Below are 20,004 nucleotides of genomic sequence, written 5' to 3'. Positions count from 1 at the left end.
CCGTCATCTCAGTTCCTTTCGTCCAGGACGAAGTCGATGAGCGCTGCCGCGTCCATCTCGTCGAGCTGTTTCTCCGTGTTCGTGGGCGCGTCTTCGCTCGCACCGGCCAGCCGCAGCAGTACGTCCATCAGTCCTGCGTCCCGCAACCGCGTGAGGGGGATCGAGGCGAGCGCTTCGCGCAGCCGTGCCTCGGCCGAGTCGGCGTCCGCTGTGGGCGCGAGCCGGGTGTGGAGGTATCCGGCCAGCCGTGAGGCGGTCGGGTGGTCGAATGCCAGCGTCGCGGGCAGTTGCAGACCTGTCACTGCCGCGAGCCGGTTGCGCAACTCCACCGTCGTCAACGAATCGAAGCCCATGTCCCGCAACGCCTTCTCGGGATCGACGACCCCTGCGGAGGCGTGGCCCAGAACGGTCGCGACGTGGCCACACACCAGGTCGAGCAGCAGCCGCTGCTGGTCATCGGCGGTCAGGCCGGCCAGCCGCTCGGCCAGACCGGAACCGTCCCGGACGCCCGCGCGGGCGATCGGCCGGGCCCGCCCGCCTGCCACCAGGCCCCGCAACAACGGCGGCACCAGCTCGTTGTGCCGTGACAGTTCCAGCCGGACCGGGACCAGATACGCCTCCGGGCGCCGACAGGCCAGATCGAACAACGCCAGCCCCTCCGCCGCCGGCATCGCACGCACCCCGGCCCGGCCCAGCCGTACATGGTCACTCTGGCCCAGACCCTCGGTCATGCCACTGGCGTCGGCCCACCAGCCCCACGCCAACGACGTAGCGGGCAAGCCCTGCGCGTGCCGGTGCAACGCCAGCCCGTCCAGGAACGCATTGGCCGCGGCATAGTTGCCCTGCCCCGGAGCACCACACGTCGCCGCGAAACTCGAGAACAGAACGAACGCCGCCAGATCCAGCCCGGCAGTCGCCTCGTGCAGATACCACGCCGCATCCGCCTTCGGACGCATCACCGTATCGATCCGCTCCGGCGTCAACGACGTGATCGTCCCGTCGTCCAGCACACCCGCCGTATGGATCACCGCCGTCAGCGGACGCTCCTGCGGCACCCCCGCGACCAACTCCGCAACGGCATCCCGGTCCGACACATCACACGCCACCACCCGCACCTCAGCACCCAGCCCGGCCAACTCCCCGACCAACTCCCGCGCACCCGGGGCGGCGATCCCCTGCCGTGACACGAGCGTCAGGTGCCGTACCCCGTGCCGGTCGGCCAGGTGCCGCGCCAACAGACCACCCAGCGTGCCCGTCCCACCCGTGATCAACACCGTCCCGTCCCCGACAAGACCGTCGGAAACAGGCAGGGTCAACGCCTCGGCGTCCGGGCGGGTCAACCGCCGCACCAGCACCCGACCGCCACGCACCGCGAACTCAGGCTCATCACCACCCACCAGCCCCACCACAACCGGCACATCCCCAACGAACGACTCCACATCAGCCAACACCAACCGACCCGGATGCTCAGACATCGCCGAACGAACCAACCCCCACACCGCCCCACCCGCCAGATCCGACACACCCTCCCCAACCCCGGCCGCCACCGCACCACACGTGACCACCAACAACCGGGACCCACCCAACCGCTCCTCGGCCAGCACCTGCCGCACCACACCCAACACCCGCCCGGTCAACACCCGCGCACCCACACCCCGGTCACCTTCCAACGACCCCACACACGCGACCACCAACACATCCGGCACCGGCACACCCGACCCCACCAGGTCACCCACCCCGGCATAACACGGCACCCCCAACGACTCCAGCCCCGGCCCATCAGCACCGACCACCGCCCACGACCCAGCCGGCACCTCATCCCCGACACCCGACAACACCGTCCAGTCCACACCGAACAACGACCGCCGCTCATCCCCCGCCTCCAGCAACTCCGACCACACCGGCCGCAGTTCCACCGACTCCACCGACACCACCGGAGCGCCGGTGTCATCAACCGCGCTCAGGCGGAGCGCGCCGTCGCCGATCACCGACAGCCGTACCCGCAGGGACCGTGCACCCGACGCATGCAGCGACACACCGCCCCACGCGAACGGAAGCCCACCCTCGACATCACCAGGCAGGAATACGGCAGCGTGCAGGGCCGCGTCGAACAACGCCGGATGGATACCGAACTCACCCGCCCGCTCTGCCGCTTCGTCGGGCAGCCGTACTTCGGCGAAGACCTCCTCGCCTCGCCGCCATGCTGCCCGCAGTCCTTGGAAGGCCGGCCCGTATCCGTAACCGGCGTCGGCCAGGCCGTCGTAGAGGTCGTCCACCGGTACCGGTTCCGCTCCCGCAGGCGGCCACACCGTCAACTCCGCGCCCGTCGGCATCGTCGACTCGGAAGTCAGTGTTCCGCTGGCGTGCCGTGTCCAGCCCGCCTCCGCAGCCGTCTCCTCCGGCCGGGAGTACACACTCACCGCACGACGACCCGACTCCGCCGGCGCCCCGACCACCACCTGCACCTGCACAGCCCCACGCTCGGACAACACCAACGGCCGCTCCAACGCCAGATCCTCCAGAACACCGCACCCGACCTCATCACCGGCCCGCACCACCAGTTCCACGAACGCGGTGCCCGGCACGACCACCACACCCCGCACTGCGTGGTCGGCCAGCCAATCGTGCGAGGCCAGGGACAGACGGCTGGTGAACACCACACCCTCACCACCCGCCAACTCCACCGCCGCACCCAGCAACGGGTGGCCCACCGACGTCAATCCGGCGCCCCGCACGTCGCCGGCCACAGCCCGGGAACGCGGCCAGTACCGCTCACGCTGGAACGCATACGTCGGCAGTTCGACCGTCGAACCCCGGCCCACTATCGCGGACCAGTTCACCGGGACGCCGTGGGTGTGGAGCGTGGACAGTGCGGTCATCGCCGTGTGGACCTCGGGCCGGTCCCGCCGCTGGGCCGCGACGAACACCCCGTCCACCGCACCCGACCCCAACCCGCTCAGCACACCGTCCGGGCCAACCTCCACGAAACGCGTCACACCCTGAGTACTCAGCTCCGTCAGCATGTCGGCGTACCGCACCGGCTCACGCACCTGCCGCACCCAGTACTCCACACTGCACACCTGAGCGGCCGGGACCGTCATCCCCGTCGACGGCTCGTTGAACTCCACCCCGCCCAGCACGTCCGCGAACGCATCAAGCATCGGATCCATCAGGGGCGAGTGGAAGGCATGGCTGACCCGCAGACGCCGCACCTTCCGGCCCCGACCGCTCCAGAGCTCGCCCATCGCCCCGACCACCCCGGCATCACCGGACAGCACCACCGAACGGGCGGCGTTGACCGCCGCGATGGCAGCCCGCTCACCCCACCCGGCAACCTCACCCGCCACCGAGACGATCTCCGCCTCGGTGGCCTCCACCGCCAGCATGACCCCCTCAGCAGGCAACGCCTGCATCAACCCCGCCCGCGCCGCCACCACCCGGCACGCATCCGGCAACAACCACACACCCGCCACATACGCCGCCGCCAACTCCCCCACCGAATGCCCCACCACGAAATCCGGTGCCACACCCCAGGAACCCAGCAGTCGGAACATGGCGACCTCGAAAGCGAACAACGCCGGCTGCGCCCACCCCGTCTCCGTCAACCGATACTCATCCCCACCGAAGACAACCTCCTCCAACGAACCCGGCAACAGACCCCCAAACCCCGCGCATATCTCCCCGAACGCCTCCGCGAACACCGGAAACTCCGCGACCAGTTCACGGCCCATCCCCACACGCTGCGCACCCTGACCCGTGAACAAGAACGCCGTACGACCACCCGCAACGGACACCCCGGCCACCACACCAGCACCCGGCTCCCCAGCCGCCAACCCCGCCAGCCCCGCGATCAACTCGTCCCTGTCCGCGCCCAGAACGACCGCCCGGTGCCCCAAACTCGCCCGAGTCGACACCAACGCCGCACCCACACCCACCAGATCCAGCCCCGAATCCGCCTCCACATGCGCCGCAAGCCGCCGCGCCTGCTCCCGCAACGCCGACCCCGACCCCGCCGACAACACCCACGGCACCACCGACGGAACCACCACCACATCGGAGACCGGTTCAAACTCAGGAGCCTGCTCCAGAATGAGATGAGCATTGGTGCCGCTGACCCCGAACGAGGACACCCCCGCACGCCACGGCCGATCCACCACCGGCCACGACCGCTGCTCCGTCAGCAACTCCACCGCACCCGCCGACCAGTCCACCTCAGGACTCGGCTCATCCACATGCAACGTCCGCGGCAATACACCCTGCTGCATCGCCAGCACCATCTTGATCACACCAGCAACGCCTGCCGCACCTTGGGTGTGACCGATGTTGGACTTCAGCGACCCCAGCCACAGCGGACGATCCGCCGGCCGACCCTGTCCGTAGGTAGCCAGCAGGGCCTGGGCCTCGATCGGGTCCCCCAACCGAGTACCGGTGCCGTGCGCCTCCACCACGTCCACCTCGGCCGCGGTCAGACCGGCACTGGCCAACGCCTGCCGAATCACCCGCTGCTGGGACGGACCGTTCGGCGCCGACAACCCGTTCGACGCACCGTCCTGATTCACTGCCGAACCCCGCACCACCGCCAACACCCGATGGCCATTGCGCCGGGCATCAGACAACCGCTCCACCGCCACCAACCCGACGCCCTCAGCCCACCCGGTGCCGTCGGCCGCCGCAGCGAACGCCTTGCAGCGACCATCCGCCGCCAGCCCACCCTGAATGGCGAACTCGGCAAAGACCCCTGGCGTAGCCATCACCGTCACACCACCGGCCAGCGCCAGATCACACTCACCGGCACGCAGCGCCTGCGCGGCCCAGTGCAACGCCACCAGCGACGACGAACACGCCGTGTCCACCGTCACCGCCGGCCCTTCCAACCCCAACGTGTACGCAATACGCCCCGACAACACGCTGCCCGCACCACCGGTCAGCCGGTATCCGTCCAGTTCGTCCGAGGCACCCCCGACAGCCTCGTAACCCGAACCGGCCCCGCCTACGAACACACCGGTCCTGCTGCCCTTCAACACATCCGGGTCGATCCCGGCCCGCTCCAACGCCTCCCACGCCGTCTCCAGCAACAACCGCTGCTGCGGATCCATCGCCAACGCCTCACGCGGCGATATCCCGAAGAACTCCGCGTCGAACTCCGCCGCCTCATGGAGGAACCCACCCACGCGGGCAAAACCGTCACCCACCAGATCCCAACCACGCTGCGTCGGAAACGCCGAGATCGCATCAACACCACCCGCGAGCAAGGCCCACAAATCCGACGGCGACGACACCCCACCCGGGAACCGGCACCCCATCCCCACAATCGCGATCGACTCGTCCGGCTCAGCCTTCACCACAACAGGAACCACCGGCGCGGCCTCGACCGTGCCCAGCAACTGCTGCCGCAGGTGGGTGGCCAGCCGCGAGGCGGTCGGATGGTCGAACGCCAACGTCGCAGGCAACCGCAGACCCGTCGCAGCCGCCAGCCGGTTACGCAACTCCACCGTCGTCAACGAGTCGAAGCCCATGTCCCGCAACGCCTTCTCGGCGTCAACGGCCCCTGCGGAGGCGTGTCCCAGAACAGTCGCGACATGACCACACACCAGATCCAGAAGCAGCCGCTGCTGATCAGCAACGGTCAGACCGGCCAACCGCCCGGCCAGACCAGAACCATCCCGGACGCCCACACGGGCAACCGGCCGGGCCCGCCCACCATGCCGTGGCAGGCTGGACAGCGACCGCTGTTCATCCCCGGGCTCCAGCAGTTCCGCGCGCAACGGTCGCAGCGTCAGCGAGTCCACCGACAGCACCGGAGCACCGGTGTCATCGGCCGCGTCCAGGCAGAGCGCGCCGTCGTCAGTCGCGGACAACTGCACCCGCAATGACCGTGCGCCCGACGCGTGCAGCGACACCCCGCTCCATGCGAACGGGAGCCCGCCTTCGACGTCACCGGGCAGGAATACGGCGGCGTGCAGGGCGGCGTCAAACAGCGCCGGATGGATCCCGAACTCCCCCGCCTGCTCAGCCACTTCGTCGGGCAGCCGCACTTCAGCGAAGACCTCCCCGCCTCGCCGCCACACCGCCTGTACTCCCTGGAAGACCGGCCCGTACCCGTACCCCGTCTCGGCCAGGCCGTCGTAGAGGTCATCCACCGGCACCGGTTCCGCCCCCGCAGGCGGCCACACCGTGAACTCCACACCCGGCATCGTCGACTCGGAGACCAGCGTCCCGCTGGCGTGCTGTATCCAGCCCGCCTCCGCGCCCGTCTCCTCCGGCCGGGAGTACACGCTCACCGCACGACGCCCCGACTCCTCCGGCGCCCCGACCACCACCTGCACCTGCACCTGCACAGCCCCACGCTCGGGCAACACCAACGGCCGCTCCAGCGCCAAGTCCTCCAGAACACCACACCCGACCTCGTCACCGGCCCGCACCAGCAGCTCCACGAACACGGTGCCCGGCACCACCACCACACCATTCACCGTGTAATCGGCCAGCCAGTCATGCGAAGCCAGAGACAGACGGCTGGTGAACACCACACCCTCACCACCCGCCAACTCCACCGCCGCACCCAGCAACGGGTGACCCACCGACACCAGCCCGGCACCCCGCGCATCACCGGCCACAGCCCGGGGGCGCGGCCAGTACCGCTCACGCTGGAACGCATACGTCGGCAGCTCCACCGTCGAACCCCGGCCCACCACCGCGGACCAGTCCACCGGGACGCCGTGGGTGTGGAGCGTGGACAGTGCGGTCAGCAATTGCTCAAGTTCGTTCTCGTCCCGGCGCAAGCTCCCCGTCACAACCGCTGCGGGATGGGGCTCGAACAGAGTCTCTTCCAGGCTAGGAACCAGCACCGGATGCGGGCTGACCTCCACGAACACCCCGTAGCCGGCCGTGGCCAGCACCGGAGTGGTCTCGGCCAGCCGCACCGTCTCCCGCAGATTGCGATACCAGTACTCCGCATCCAGCTCACGGGGGTCGGTCAGCTCACCCGTCACCGTGGAGTAGAACGCGACACTCCCCTCCACCGGCGCAATGTCTGCCAGAGCCTCGACCAGCTCCGCCCTGATCTCGTCCACCTGCGCGGAGTGCCCCGCGCAATCGGTGTCCATCCGGCGGGCCCGGAAGTCCTCCGCCTCGCTCGCCATGACCAGTTCGGTCACCGCCTCGGCATCCCCGGACACCACCACCCACGAGAGCCCGTTGACCGCAGCGACCGACAACCGTCCTTCCCACCGGGCGATCAACGACTCCACCTCGACCAGCGGCAGCCGCACCGACACCATCCCGCCATGCCCGGACAGTGACCTGGCAAGCAGACGGCTGCGTACCGCGACGATCCTGGCCGCATCGTCCAGAGACAGTCCGCCCGCCACGCAGGCCGCCGCGATCTCGCCCTGCGAGTGCCCCACCACCGCGGCCGGTGTCACGCCCAGCGACTGCCACACCTGCGCCAACGACACCATCACCGCCCACAACACCGGCTGCACCACATCGACCCGCTCCAGCGCCTCCTGGTCTCCCAGCACCTCCAGCAGGTCCCACTCCACGAACGGGGCCAGCGCCCGAGCACACTCCCCCATCCGCTCCGCGAACACCGGGGAAGCCGTCAGCAGTCCCTGCGCCATACCCGCCCACTGCGAACCCTGACCGGGGAACACGAACACCACACCACGCCCACCGGCCGTACTCTGACCGGCCCTGCCGGTCACCACCCCTGCGCCTGGCTCCCCAGCCGCCAACCCGGCCAGCCTGGCGATCAGTTGGTCCCGATCGGTGCCCAGGACAACCGCCCGGTGCTCCAGACTCGCCCGGGTCGACACCAACGCCGCACCCACGCCGACCGGGTCGAGTCCCGGATCCGCTTCCGCATGCGCCGCAAGCCGCCGCGCCTGCTCCCGCAACGCCAACTCCGACCTCGCCGACAACACCCACGGCACCACCACCGGAGCAACAACATCCACATCAGAGGCCGGTTCAACCTCCGGAGCCTGCTCCAGGATGAGATGGGCGTTGGTGCCGCTGATCCCGAACGAGGACACCCCCGCCCGCCACGGCCGGTCCACCACCGGCCACGGCCGCTGTTCCGTCAGCAACTCCACCGCGCCGACCGACCAGTCCACCTCCGTGCTCGGCTGGTCCACATGCAAGGTGCGGGGCAGTTGCCCGTGCTGCATCGCCAGCACCATCTTGATCACACCGGCCACTCCTGACGCGCCCTGGGTGTGACCGATGTTGGACTTCAGCGACCCCAGCCACAGCGGACGATCCTCCGGCCGGTCCTGCCCATAAGTCGCCAGCAGCGCCTGGGCCTCGATCGGGTCACCCAACCGAGTACCCGTGCCGTGCGCCTCGACCACGTCCACCTCGGCCGCAGCCACACCGGCACTGGCCAACGCCTGCCGGATCACCCGCTGCTGCGACGGGCCACTCGGCGCCGCCAACCCATTCGACGCACCGTCCTGGTTGATCGCCGAACCCCGCACCACCGCCAGCACCCGGTGGCCATTGCGGCGAGCGTCCGACAACCGCTCCACCGCCACCAACCCGGCGCCTTCCGCGAGCCCGACCCCGTCGGCCGACGCGGCGAACGCCTTGCAGCGGCCATCGGCCGCCAGCCCGTCCTGAACGGCGAACTCGGCAAAGATCCGCGGTGCGGACATCACCGTCGCACCACCGGCCAGCGCCAGATCACACTCACCGGACCGCAGCGCCTGGACCGCGAGATGCAAGGCCACCAGCGACGACGAGCACGCCGTGTCCACCGTGATCGCGGGACCTTCCAGCCCCAGTACGTACGCGATACGCCCCGACAACACGCTGTCCGCGCCGCCGGTGAGCCGGTATCCGTCCAGTTCGTCCGAGGCCTCCCCGACGGTGTCGTACCCAAAACCGGCCCCGCCCACGAACACGCCGGTCCTGCTGCCCTTCAGCGCGTTCGGGTCGATCCCGGACCTCTCCAGCGCCTCCCACGCCGTCTCCAGCAACAACCGCTGCTGCGGATCCATCGCCAACGCCTCACGCGGCGATATCCCGAAGAACTCCGCGTCGAACCCGGCCACATCCTCGACGAACCCACCCAGCCGGGCGAACCCGTCACCGACCAGATCCCAGCCGCGATCCGCAGGGAACTCACCCACCACATCAGCCGAGGACATCACCGCATCCCACAACTGTTCCGGCGACGACAGCCCGCCGGGGAACCGGCAGCCCATCCCGACGATGGCGATCGGCTCGTCCGGCTCGGCCTTCACCACCACGGGAGCCACCGGCGCGGCCTCGACCGCGCCGGTCAACTGCTGCCGCAGGTAGGTGGCCAGCCGCGACACGGTCGGGTGGTCGAATACCAACGTCGCGGGCAGCCGCAGCCCCGTCGCCGTCGCCAGTCGGTTGCGCAGCTCCACCGTCGTCAACGAGTCGAAGCCCATGTCCCGCAATGCCTTCTCGGGATCGACGACCCCTGCGGAGACGTGTCCCAGAACGGTCGCGACATGACCACACACCAGATCGAGCAGCAGCCGCTGCTGATCAGCAGCGGTCAGGCCGGCCAGCCGCCCGGCCAGACCGGAACCGTCCCGGACGCCCGCGCGGGCCACCGGCCGGGCCCGCCCACCGGTCACCAGGCCCCGCAACAACGGCGGCACCGGCTCGTTGTGCCGCGGCAGTTCGAGCCGGACCGGGACCAGATACGCCTCCGGGCGCCGGCAGGCCAGATCGAACAACGCCAGCCCCTCCGCCGCCGGCATCGCACGCACCCCGGCCCGGCCCAGCCGGACATGGTCACTCTGGCCCAGACCCCCAGTCATGCCACTGGCATCGGCCCACCAGCCCCACGCCAACGACGTCGCCGGCAGACCCAGCGCATGCCGGTGCAACGCCAGCGCATCCAGGAACGCGTTCGCCGCGGCATAGTTGCCCTGACCCGGAGCACCACACGTCGCCGCGAAACTCGAGAACAGGACGAACGCCGCCAGATCCAGCCCGGCAGTCGCCTCATGCAGATACCACGCCGCATCCGCCTTCGGACGCATCACCGTATCGATCCGCTCCGGCGTCAACGACGTGATCGTCCCGTCGTCCAGCACACCCGCCGTATGAATCACCGCCGTCAGCGGACGCTCCACCGGCACCCCCGCGACCAACTCCGCGACGGCATCCCGGTCCGACACATCACACGCCACCACCCGCACCTCAGCACCCAGCCCGGCCAACTCCCCGACCAACTCCCGCGCACCCGGGGCGGCCATCCCCTGACGCGACACGAGGGTCAGGTGCCGTACCCCGTGCCGGTCGGCCAGGTGCCGCGCCAACAGACCACCCAGCGTGCCCGTCCCACCAGTGATCAACACCGTCCCGTCCCCGACAAAACCACCGGGAACACGCAACACGATCTTGCCGACGTGCTCACCCCGGCTCATGAACCGGAACACCTCCGGCGCCTGCCGCAGATCACGCACCATCACCGGCAACCGGGACAGGACGCCCTCAGCAAGCAACCCGACACACTCGACGAGAATCCGCCCCAGCCGTTCCGGCCCCGCTGCGGGCAGCAGGTCGAACGCCTCGTACCTCACTCCCGGATGCTCCGCGGCCACCGCGTCGGCGTCGCGGACGTCGGTCTTGCCCAACTCGACGAACCGGCCACCGTCCCGCAGCAACCGCAGCGACGCGTCCACCAGTTCGCCGGTCAGGCTGTTGAGGACCACATCCACCACCGCGAACCGGTCGGCGAACTCCGCACTCCGTGACGACGCGATGTGGTCCGGAGCCACACCCATCGCCACCAGCGCATCGTGCTTGGCCGGATCGGCGGTCGCGAACACCTCCAGCCCCAGATGCCGGGCGATCCCCACCGCCGCCATGCCCACACCACCGGCAGCGGAATGAATCAGCACCCGCTCACCCGGCCGCGCACCGGCCACATCCACCAGCCCGTACCAGGCAGTGGCGAACACCACCGGCACCGCCGCCGCGTCAGTGAACGACCACCCCTCCGGAACCGGAACAAGAGTGCGGTGATCAGCGACCACGACCGGCGCGAAGGCGTCCGCCAGCACACCCATCACCCGATCACCCGGGACCAGACCCGTCACACCGGGACCGACCTCGGTCACAACACCCGCACCCTCACCCCCCAGACCCAGGGCATCAGCAGACACCACGCCCAAAGCCACCAGCACATCCCGGAAGTTCACTCCCGCCGCCCGGACCTCCACCCGGACCTGGCCGTCCGCCAGCTCTGCGGCCCCGCCGACGTCGGGGACGAACGCCAGGCCGTCCGGTGTCCCCACGATCTCGGCACCCAGTCGCCACCCGTCGCCCGCAGGCAGGGTCAACGCCCCGGCGTCCGGACGGGCCAGCCGCCGCACCAGCACCCGACCACCACGCACCGCAAACTCAGGCTCATCACCACCCACCAGCCCCACCACAACCGGCACATCCGCAACGAACGACTCCACATCAGCCAACACCAACCGACCCGGATGCTCAGACATCGCCGAACGAACCAACCCCCACACCGCCCCACCCGCCAGATCCGACACGTCCCGCCCAACCCCGGCCGCCACCGCACCACACGTGACCACCACCAGACGAGACCCACTCAACCGGTCCTCGGCCAGCGCCTCTCCCACCACACCCAGCACCCGGCCCGTCAACACCCGCGCATCCACACCTCGATCACCCTCCAACGACCCCACACACGCAACCACCACCACATCCGGCACCGGCACACCCGCCCCCACCAGGTCACCCACCCCGGCGTAACACGGCACCCCCAGCGACTCCACTTCCAGCTCACCGGCGCCGATTACCGCCCACGACCCAGCCGATGCCTCGTCCCCGACACCCGGCAACACCACCCAGTCCACACCGAACAACGACCGCCGCTCATCCCCGGACCCCAGCAACTCCGACCACACCGGCCGCAACGTCAGCGAATCCACCGACACCACCGGAGCACCGGTGTCATCAACCGCGTTCAGGCAGAGCCCGCCGTCCCCGGCCACCGACAGCCGTACGCGCAGTGACTGTGCGCCCGATGCGTGCAGGGACACACCGCTCCACGCGAACGGGAGCCCGCCTTCGACGTCACCGGGCAGGAATACGGCGGCGTGCAGGGCGGCGTCGAACAGTGCCGGGTGGATCCCGAACTCGCCCGCCCGATCGGTCACTTCGCCGGGCAGCCGTACTTCGGCGAAGACCTCCTCGCCTCGCCGCCATGCTGCCCGCAGTCCTTGGAAGGCCGGCCCGTATCCGTAACCGGCGTCGGCCAGGCCGTCGTAGAGGTCGTCCACCGGTACCGGTTCCGCTCCCGCAGGCGGCCACACCGTCAACTCCGCACCCGACGGCATCGTCGACTCGGAGGCCAGTGCTCCGCTGGCGTGCCGGGTCCAGCCCGCCTCCGCAGCCGTCTCCTCCGGCCGGGAGTACACACTCACCGCGCGACGGCCCGACTCCGCCGGTGCCCCGACCACCACCTGCACCTGCACAGCCCCACGCTCGGACAACACCAACGGCCGTTCCAGCGCCAGATCCTCCAGAACACCACACCCGACCTCGTCACCCGCCCGCACCAGCAGTTCCACAAACGCGGTGCCCGGCACCACCACCACACCATTCACCAGGTAATCGGCCAGCCAGTCATGCGAAGCCAGAGACAGACGGCTGGTAAACACCACACCCTCACCACCCGCCAACTCCACCGCCGCACCCAGCAACGGGTGGCTCAGCGACACCAACCCGGCACCCCGCACATCCCCAGCCGCAGCCCGGGGGCGCGGCCAGTACCGCTCACGCTGGAACGCATACGTCGGCAAATCCACCACCGAACCCCGGCCCACCACCGCGGACCAGTCCACCGGGACTCCACGGGTGTGCAACCGGGCCGCAGCAGCCAGCAGTTGCTCAAGTTCGTTCTCACCCCGGCGCAGGGTCCCCGTCACCACCGCTGACGGGTGGGACTCGAACAGGGTCTCTTCCAGGCTGGGGGTCAGCACCGGATGGGGGCTGACTTCTACGAACGTCCCGTGACCGGCCGCAGCCAGCGCGCGGGTGGTGTCCGCCAGCCGCACCGTCTCCCGCAGATTGCGATACCAGTACTCCGCGTCCAGGTCACGGGTGTCGGTCAGCTCACCGGTCACTGTGGAGTAGAACGCGACCGTCCCTTCCACCGGGGCGATGTCTGCCAGAGCCTCGACCAGTTCCGCCTCGATCTCCTCCACGTGCGCGGAGTGCGACGCGTAGTCCACCTCGATCTTGCGGGCCCGGAAGTTCTCCGCTTCCCCCGCGACGACCAGTTCGGCCAGTGCTTCGGGGTCGCCGGACACCACCACCGACGAGGGCCCGTTGACCGCAGCGACCGACAACCGTCCTTCCCACCGGACGATCAACAACTCCACCTCAGCACGAGGCAGCCCCACCGACACCATCCCGCCCCGCCCAGCCAACGACCCCGCGATCATCCGGCTACGCACCGCACTGATCCTGGCCGCATCGTCCAGCGACAGTCCGCCCGCCACGCAGGCCGCCGCAATCTCACCCTGCGAATGCCCCACCACCGCAGCCGGCACCACCCCGAACGACCGCCACACCTGCGCCAACGACACCATCACCGCCCACAACACCGGCTGCACCACATCAACCCGCCCCAACGCCTCCTCATCCCCCAACACCTCCAGCAGATCCCACTCCACAAACGGCGCCAGCGCCCGAGCACACTCCCCCATCCGCTCCGCGAACACCGGCGAGGACACCAGCAACCCCCGCGCCATACCCACCCACTGCGAACCCTGACCAGGAAACACAAACACCACACCCTGCTCACCGGCCACGCTCTGACCGACCTCGCCAGTCACCACACCGGCACCCAGCTCCCCGGACGCAAGCCCAGCCAGCCCGGCGATCAGCTCATCACGACCGGTGCCCAGGACCACCGCCCGATGCTCAAAGCTCGCCCGGGTCGACACCAGTCCCGCACCCACGTCGACCGGGTCCAGCCCCGAATCAGCTTCCACATACGCCGCAAGCCTCCGCGCCTGCTCCCGCAACGCCAACTCCGACCTCGCCGACAACACCCACGGCACCACCGACGGAACCACCTCCACACGGACGGCCGGTTCAACCTCAGGAGCCTGTTCAAGAATCACGTGGGCGTTGGTACCGCTGACCCCGAACGAAGACACCCCCGCCCGCCACGGCCGGTCGACCACCGGCCACGACCGCTGCTCTGTCAGCAACTCCACCGCGCCGACCGACCAATCCACCTCAGGGCTCGGCTCATCCACATGCAACGTCCGCGGCAACACACCCTGCTGCATCGCCAACACCATCTTGATCACACCGGCGACACCGGCAGCCGCCTGCGTGTGACCGATGTTGGACTTCAGCGATCCCAGCCACAGCGGGCGATCCTCCGGCCGGTCCTGTCCATAGGTGGCCAGCAGGGCCTGGGCCTCGATCGGGTCACCCAACCGAGTACCGGTGCCGTGCGCCTCGACCACGTCCACCTCGGCCGCAGCCACACCAGCACTGGCCAATGCCTGACGAATCACCCGCTGCTGCGACGGACCATTCGGCGCAGACAGCCCGTTCGACGCACCGTCCTGATTCACTGCCGAACCCCGCACCACCGCCAACACCTGGTGCCCATTGCACTGAGCGTCCGACAACCGCTCCACCACCAACAACCCAACACCCTCACCCCACCCGGTGCCGTCAGCCGACGCGGCGAACGCCTTGCAGCGACCATCCCTCGCCAACCCGTCCTGAGCAGCGAACTGGGCAAAGACCTCCGGTGTGGCCATCACGGTCACACCACCGGCCAGCGCCATCGAGCACTCGCCGGACCGCAGCGCCTGGACTGCAAGATGCAGCGCCACCAACGACGACGAACACGCCGTGTCCACCGTCACCGCGGGCCCTTCCAACCCCAGCACATACGCGATCCGCCCCGACAACACGCTGCTCGAACCACCAGTGAGCCGGTATCCGTCCAGTTCGGCCGAGGCCTCCCCGACAGTGTCGTAACTGGAATCTGTCCCGCCCACGAACACCCCGGTCCTGCTGCCCTTCAGCAGGTTCGGGTCAATGCCGGACCGTTCCAGCGCCTCCCAGGCCGTCTCCAGCAACAACCGCTGCTGCGGATCCATCGCCAACGCCTCACGCGGCGAAATCCCGAAGAACCCCGCATCGAACCCCGCCACATCCTCGACAAACCCACCCACCCGGGCAAACCCGTCACCGACCACATCCCAACCACGCTGCGTCGGAAACGCCGAGATCGCATCAACACCACCCGCGAGCAAGGCCCACAAATCCGACGGCGACGACACCCCACCCGGGAACCGGCACCCCATCCCCACAATCGCGATCGGCTCGTCCGGCTCAGCCTTCACCACAACAGGAACCACGACCTGCGCTTCCGACCCCAGCAACTCCGAACCCAGATGCTCAGCCAGCACAGCGGGTGTCGGGTAGTCGAAGACAAGACTCGCGGGCAGCGCAAGACCGGTAGCCGAAGCGAGCTTATTCCGTAGCTCCACCTCGGTCAGCGAGCTAAAGCCGATATCGCGGAAGGCCCGCCCGTCCGGCAGGGCATCAGCGTTGTCGAAACCAAGAGTGACCGCAGCTTCCCGCCGCACCAGGTCGAGCAGCGCCCGCGCACGTTCCCTCTCCCCCAGCCCGGCCAGCCTGCGCCGCAACGCCGACTCACCACCAGGCCGGGCGAGCGCCTTGCGCGCTTCCGGAATACCCGACAGCAGCGCACTCGGCCGCTCGACCGTGAAACTCGGCGCGAACCGCTCCCAGTCCGTGTCCGTCACCGTCAAAGTGACCGAACCCTCACCCACCGCCCTCTCCAGAGCCGCCATCGCCAACTCCGGCTCCATCGCCAGCACACCACGCTGCCGATACCCCTCCACGTCGGCCGCACCCATCCCCGGCCCCGCCCACAACCCCCAGGCAATCGAGGTCGCGGCAAGCCCTGCACCATGCCGATAACCCGCCAGCCCATCCAGGAAAGCATTCGCCGCCGCATACGCCGCCTGCCCCCCAGCCCCCCAACTCGCCGCACCCGAAGAAAACAACACGAACGCCTGAAGGCCCAACCCGGCAGTCAGCTCATGCAGATGCCACGCCGACACCATCTTCGCCCGCAACACCCCATCCAACCGCTCCAACTCAAGCTCCCCCACCGGCACATGCCCATCACCAACCCCCGCCGCATGCACCACCGCCGTCAACGGAAACTCCGCCGGCACCCGCCCCAGCACCCCCGCCAACGCCTCCCGATCAGCGACGTCACACGCCTCCACCGTCACCCGCGCACCCAGCGCCATGAGCTCCTCACGCAGGCCCGACGCACCCGGAGCCTCCAGGCCCCGACGGCTGACCAGTACGACGTGCTCAGCACCCCGCGCCACAGCCCACCGCGCCACATGACCACCCAAACCCCCTGTCCCGCCCGTGATCAGCACGGAGCCACTCAGCCGCACCCCAGCACCCGCCACACCACCCCCGGCCCCGGCCCGCACCAGCCGACGCCCGTACACACCCGACTCCCGCACCGCGACCTGATCCTCATCACCCGTCAACACCCGCCGCAACAACCCACCGATCCGCTCATCGACCGCGACCGGCAGATCCACCAGCCCACCCCACCGGCCCGGCAGATCCAACGCGGCAGACCGCCCCAAACCCCACAACGCCGTCTGCACCGGACTACCCACCGGATCAGCAGACCCCACCGACACCGCACCCCGCGTCACACACCACACAGGCGCCATGAACCCGCAATCACCCAACGCCTGCACCAACCCCACCATCCCCGCCAACCCCACCGGCGTAGCACCGAACCCAGAACACGCCTCCTCGGCCAAACCCAGCAACGACACCACCCCAGCCAACTCGGGCAGATCCACCAACCGCCCAGCCAGCGCAGCACGATCCGTGTCCTCATCCACCTCCAGCCGCACCACCCCAGCACCCAACGCCCCGATCACCCCAGCAACCCACGCATCCTCACCCCACCCCGCAGGCACCACCACCAGCCAACGACCAGGCAACACACCCCCCGGCGCCCCAGGCAACAGCTTCCAGCTCTCCACGAACCGCCACCCCTCCACCACCGACCCAGCCCGCCGACGCTCACGCCACGCCGCCAAAGCCGGCACCACCTCACCCAAAGCCCCCTCACCCACCCCCAACTCAGCCGACAACAACCCCACATCCGACCCCTCCACCACCGACCACAACTCGTCATCCACCCCCACCGGCCCAGCCACCGACTCAGGCCAATACCGCTCACGCTGAAACGCATACGTCGGCAAATCCACCACCGACCCCCGACCCACCACCGCAGACCAATCCACCGACACACCACAGGTATGCAACCGACCCACAGCAACCAACAGTTGCTCTGATTCGTCCTCCCCCCGACGCAGCGTCCCCGTCACCACCACCGCCGCCGAATGAGACTCAAACAGCGTCTCCTCCAGACTAGGAACCAACACCGGATGCGGACTGACCTCCACAAACACCCCGTACCCAGCCGCAGTCAGCACCCCAGCCGTGTCCGCCAACCGCACCGTCTCCCGCGCATTGCGATACCAGTACTCCGCATCCAGCCCACGGGTATCGGCCAACTCCCCCGTCACCGTGGAGTAGAACGCAACACTCCCCTCCACCGGCGCAATATCTGCCAGAGCCTCGACCAGCTCGGCCCTGACCTCCTCCACGTGCGGAGAATGTCCCGCACAATCCGTGTCCATCCGCCGAGTCCGGAAGCCCTCCGCCTCCCCCACCAACACCAGCTCCGTGACCGCCTCGGCGTCCCCGGACACCACCACCGACGAGGCCCCGTTGACCGCCGCGACCGACAACCGCCCCTCCCACCGAGCGACCAACAACTCCACCTCGGCCAACGGCAATCGCACCGCCACCATCCCGCCCCGCCCGGCCAGGGACTCGGCAAGCAGCCGACTACGCACCGAAATGATCTTGGCCGCATCGCCCAACGACAGCCCACCAGCCACACACGCCGCCGCGATCTCCCCCTGCGAATGCCCCACCACCGCAGCCGGCACCACCCCCAACGACTCCCACACCCGCGCCAACGACACCATCACCGCCCACAACACCGGCTGCACCACATCAACCCGCGCCAGCGCCCCTTCGTCCCCCAGCACCTCCAGCAAGTCCCACTCCACGAACGGCGCCAGCGCCTGAGCGCACTCCCGCATCCGCTCCGCGAACACCGGCGAGGACACCAGCAACCCCCGCGCCATACCCGCCCACTGCGACCCCTGACCAGGAAACACGAACACCACACCACGCCCACCGGCCACACCTTGGCCAGCCACCACCCCAGCCCCCGGCTCCCCAGCCGCAAGCCCAGCCAGCCCGGCAATCAGCTCATCACGACCCGCGCCCAGAACCACCGCCCGATGCTCAAAACTCGCCCGAGTCGACACCAACGCCGCACCCACACCCACCAGATCCAGCCCCGCATCCCCCTCCACATACTCCACAAGCCGCCGCGCCTGCCCCCGCAACGCCGACTCCGACCTCCCCGACAACACCCACGGCACCACCGACGGAACCGGCACAGCCGACGCCGCAGACTCAGACTCCCCCTCAGAAATCCGAACAGGCGCCTCCGCCAGTACCAGATGACAATTCGTCCCCCCCATCCCGAACGCACTCACCCCAGCCACCAGCCGCCGCCCCTGCTCAGGCCACTCCGCAAGCCGGGTATGCACGCGCAGCCGAAGCTCATCCAGCGGAATGTCCGGATTGGCTGCCACAAAGTTGAGGCTGGGCGGAAGCAGCCGATACCGCAGGCTCAGCACCACCTTGAGCATCCCCGTGATCCCGGCCGCACCCTCCAGGTGACCGACGTTGGTCTTGGCGGAACCGACCAGCAGCGGGGAACCGGCCGGACGCCGGGTGCCGAGCGCGGCGCCAAGCGCGGCGGCCTCGACCGGATCGCCGACCTTGGTACCCGTGCCGTGCAGTTCGACGTACTGCACCTCGGCGGGGTCCACCGAGGCCCGCCGGTACGCCTCTTGGATGACGTCCGCCTGGGCCGACCGGCTGGGGACCGCCAGGCCGCAGCCGTCGCCGTCACCGTCGCCTTCGTTGTTGACCGCGCCACCGGCGATGACGCAGTAGATCTTGTCCCCGTCGGCGACTGCGTCGGCCAGCTTCTTCAGTACGACCACCACGCCGCCCTCACCGCGGGCGTAGCCGTTGGCCCTCGCGTCGAACGTGTAGCAACGCCCGTCCGGCGACAGTGCGCCGATCTTCTGTGCGCTGACCGTGGTCTCGGCCAGGATGTTGAGGTTCACCCCGCCCGCGATGGCCACGGTGGACTCGCCGCGCCGCAGGCTCTCGCAGGCCATGTGCACGGCGACCAGCGACGAGGACTGCGCGGTGTCCACCGTCAGGCTCGGTCCGCGCAGTCCCAGGAAGTGCGAGACCCGGTTCGCGATGATCGCGCGGCTGGCCCCCGTCAGGGTGTGCTCACCGATCGCTTCCTGTCCGAGACGGCTCATCAGGACGGCGTAGTCGTCGCCCATCGCGCCGACGAACACGCCCGTACGGCTGCCGCGCAGTGCCGTCGGGACGATCCGCGCGTCCTCCAGCGCCTCCCAGCTCAGTTCCAGCAGGAGCCGCTGCCGCGGATCCATCGCCACGGCCTCCTTCGGGGAGATCCCGAAGAAGTCCGCGTCGAACTGGTCTATCCGGTCGAGGAACCCGCCTCGGCGGGGGGAGTGCGAAGCGCCGGCCCACCGGTCGTCCGGCGCTTCACCGGTCGCGTCGACGCCCTCACGCAACAACCGCCAGAACTCGGCCGGACCGGCCGCTTTCGGCAGGCAGCAGGACAGTCCGACGACGGCGATCTCGTCAGCGTCGGTCCCACCGGCCGTGAGTGCTACGTCAACACCATTCATCGCTGCCCCTTGCCGACAAGACCTGGGTGGATTCGCGCCCTTGGGAGTAAACAGTTCGGCC

The 20,004-nt window shown here is 69.2% G+C and carries 1 protein-coding gene; it reads right to left on the bottom strand.

The window, feature by feature from the left end; all coding sequences use genetic code 11:
* Positions 1-8: 8 nt before the first annotated feature.
* Positions 9-19,943 (bottom strand): type I polyketide synthase, encoded by a 19,935-nt coding sequence (locus tag J8M50_RS41830; protein ID WP_010352678.1) that lies wholly within the window; start codon positions 19,941-19,943, stop codon positions 9-11.
* Positions 19,944-20,004: the final 61 nt, after the last annotated feature.

The organism is Streptomyces acidiscabies (assembly GCF_020010905.1).
Taxonomy (GTDB): domain Bacteria; phylum Actinomycetota; class Actinomycetes; order Streptomycetales; family Streptomycetaceae; genus Streptomyces; species Streptomyces acidiscabies.
Note: the sequence above shows the minus strand (reverse complement) of the source record. Positions and strands in the feature narration are given on the sequence as shown.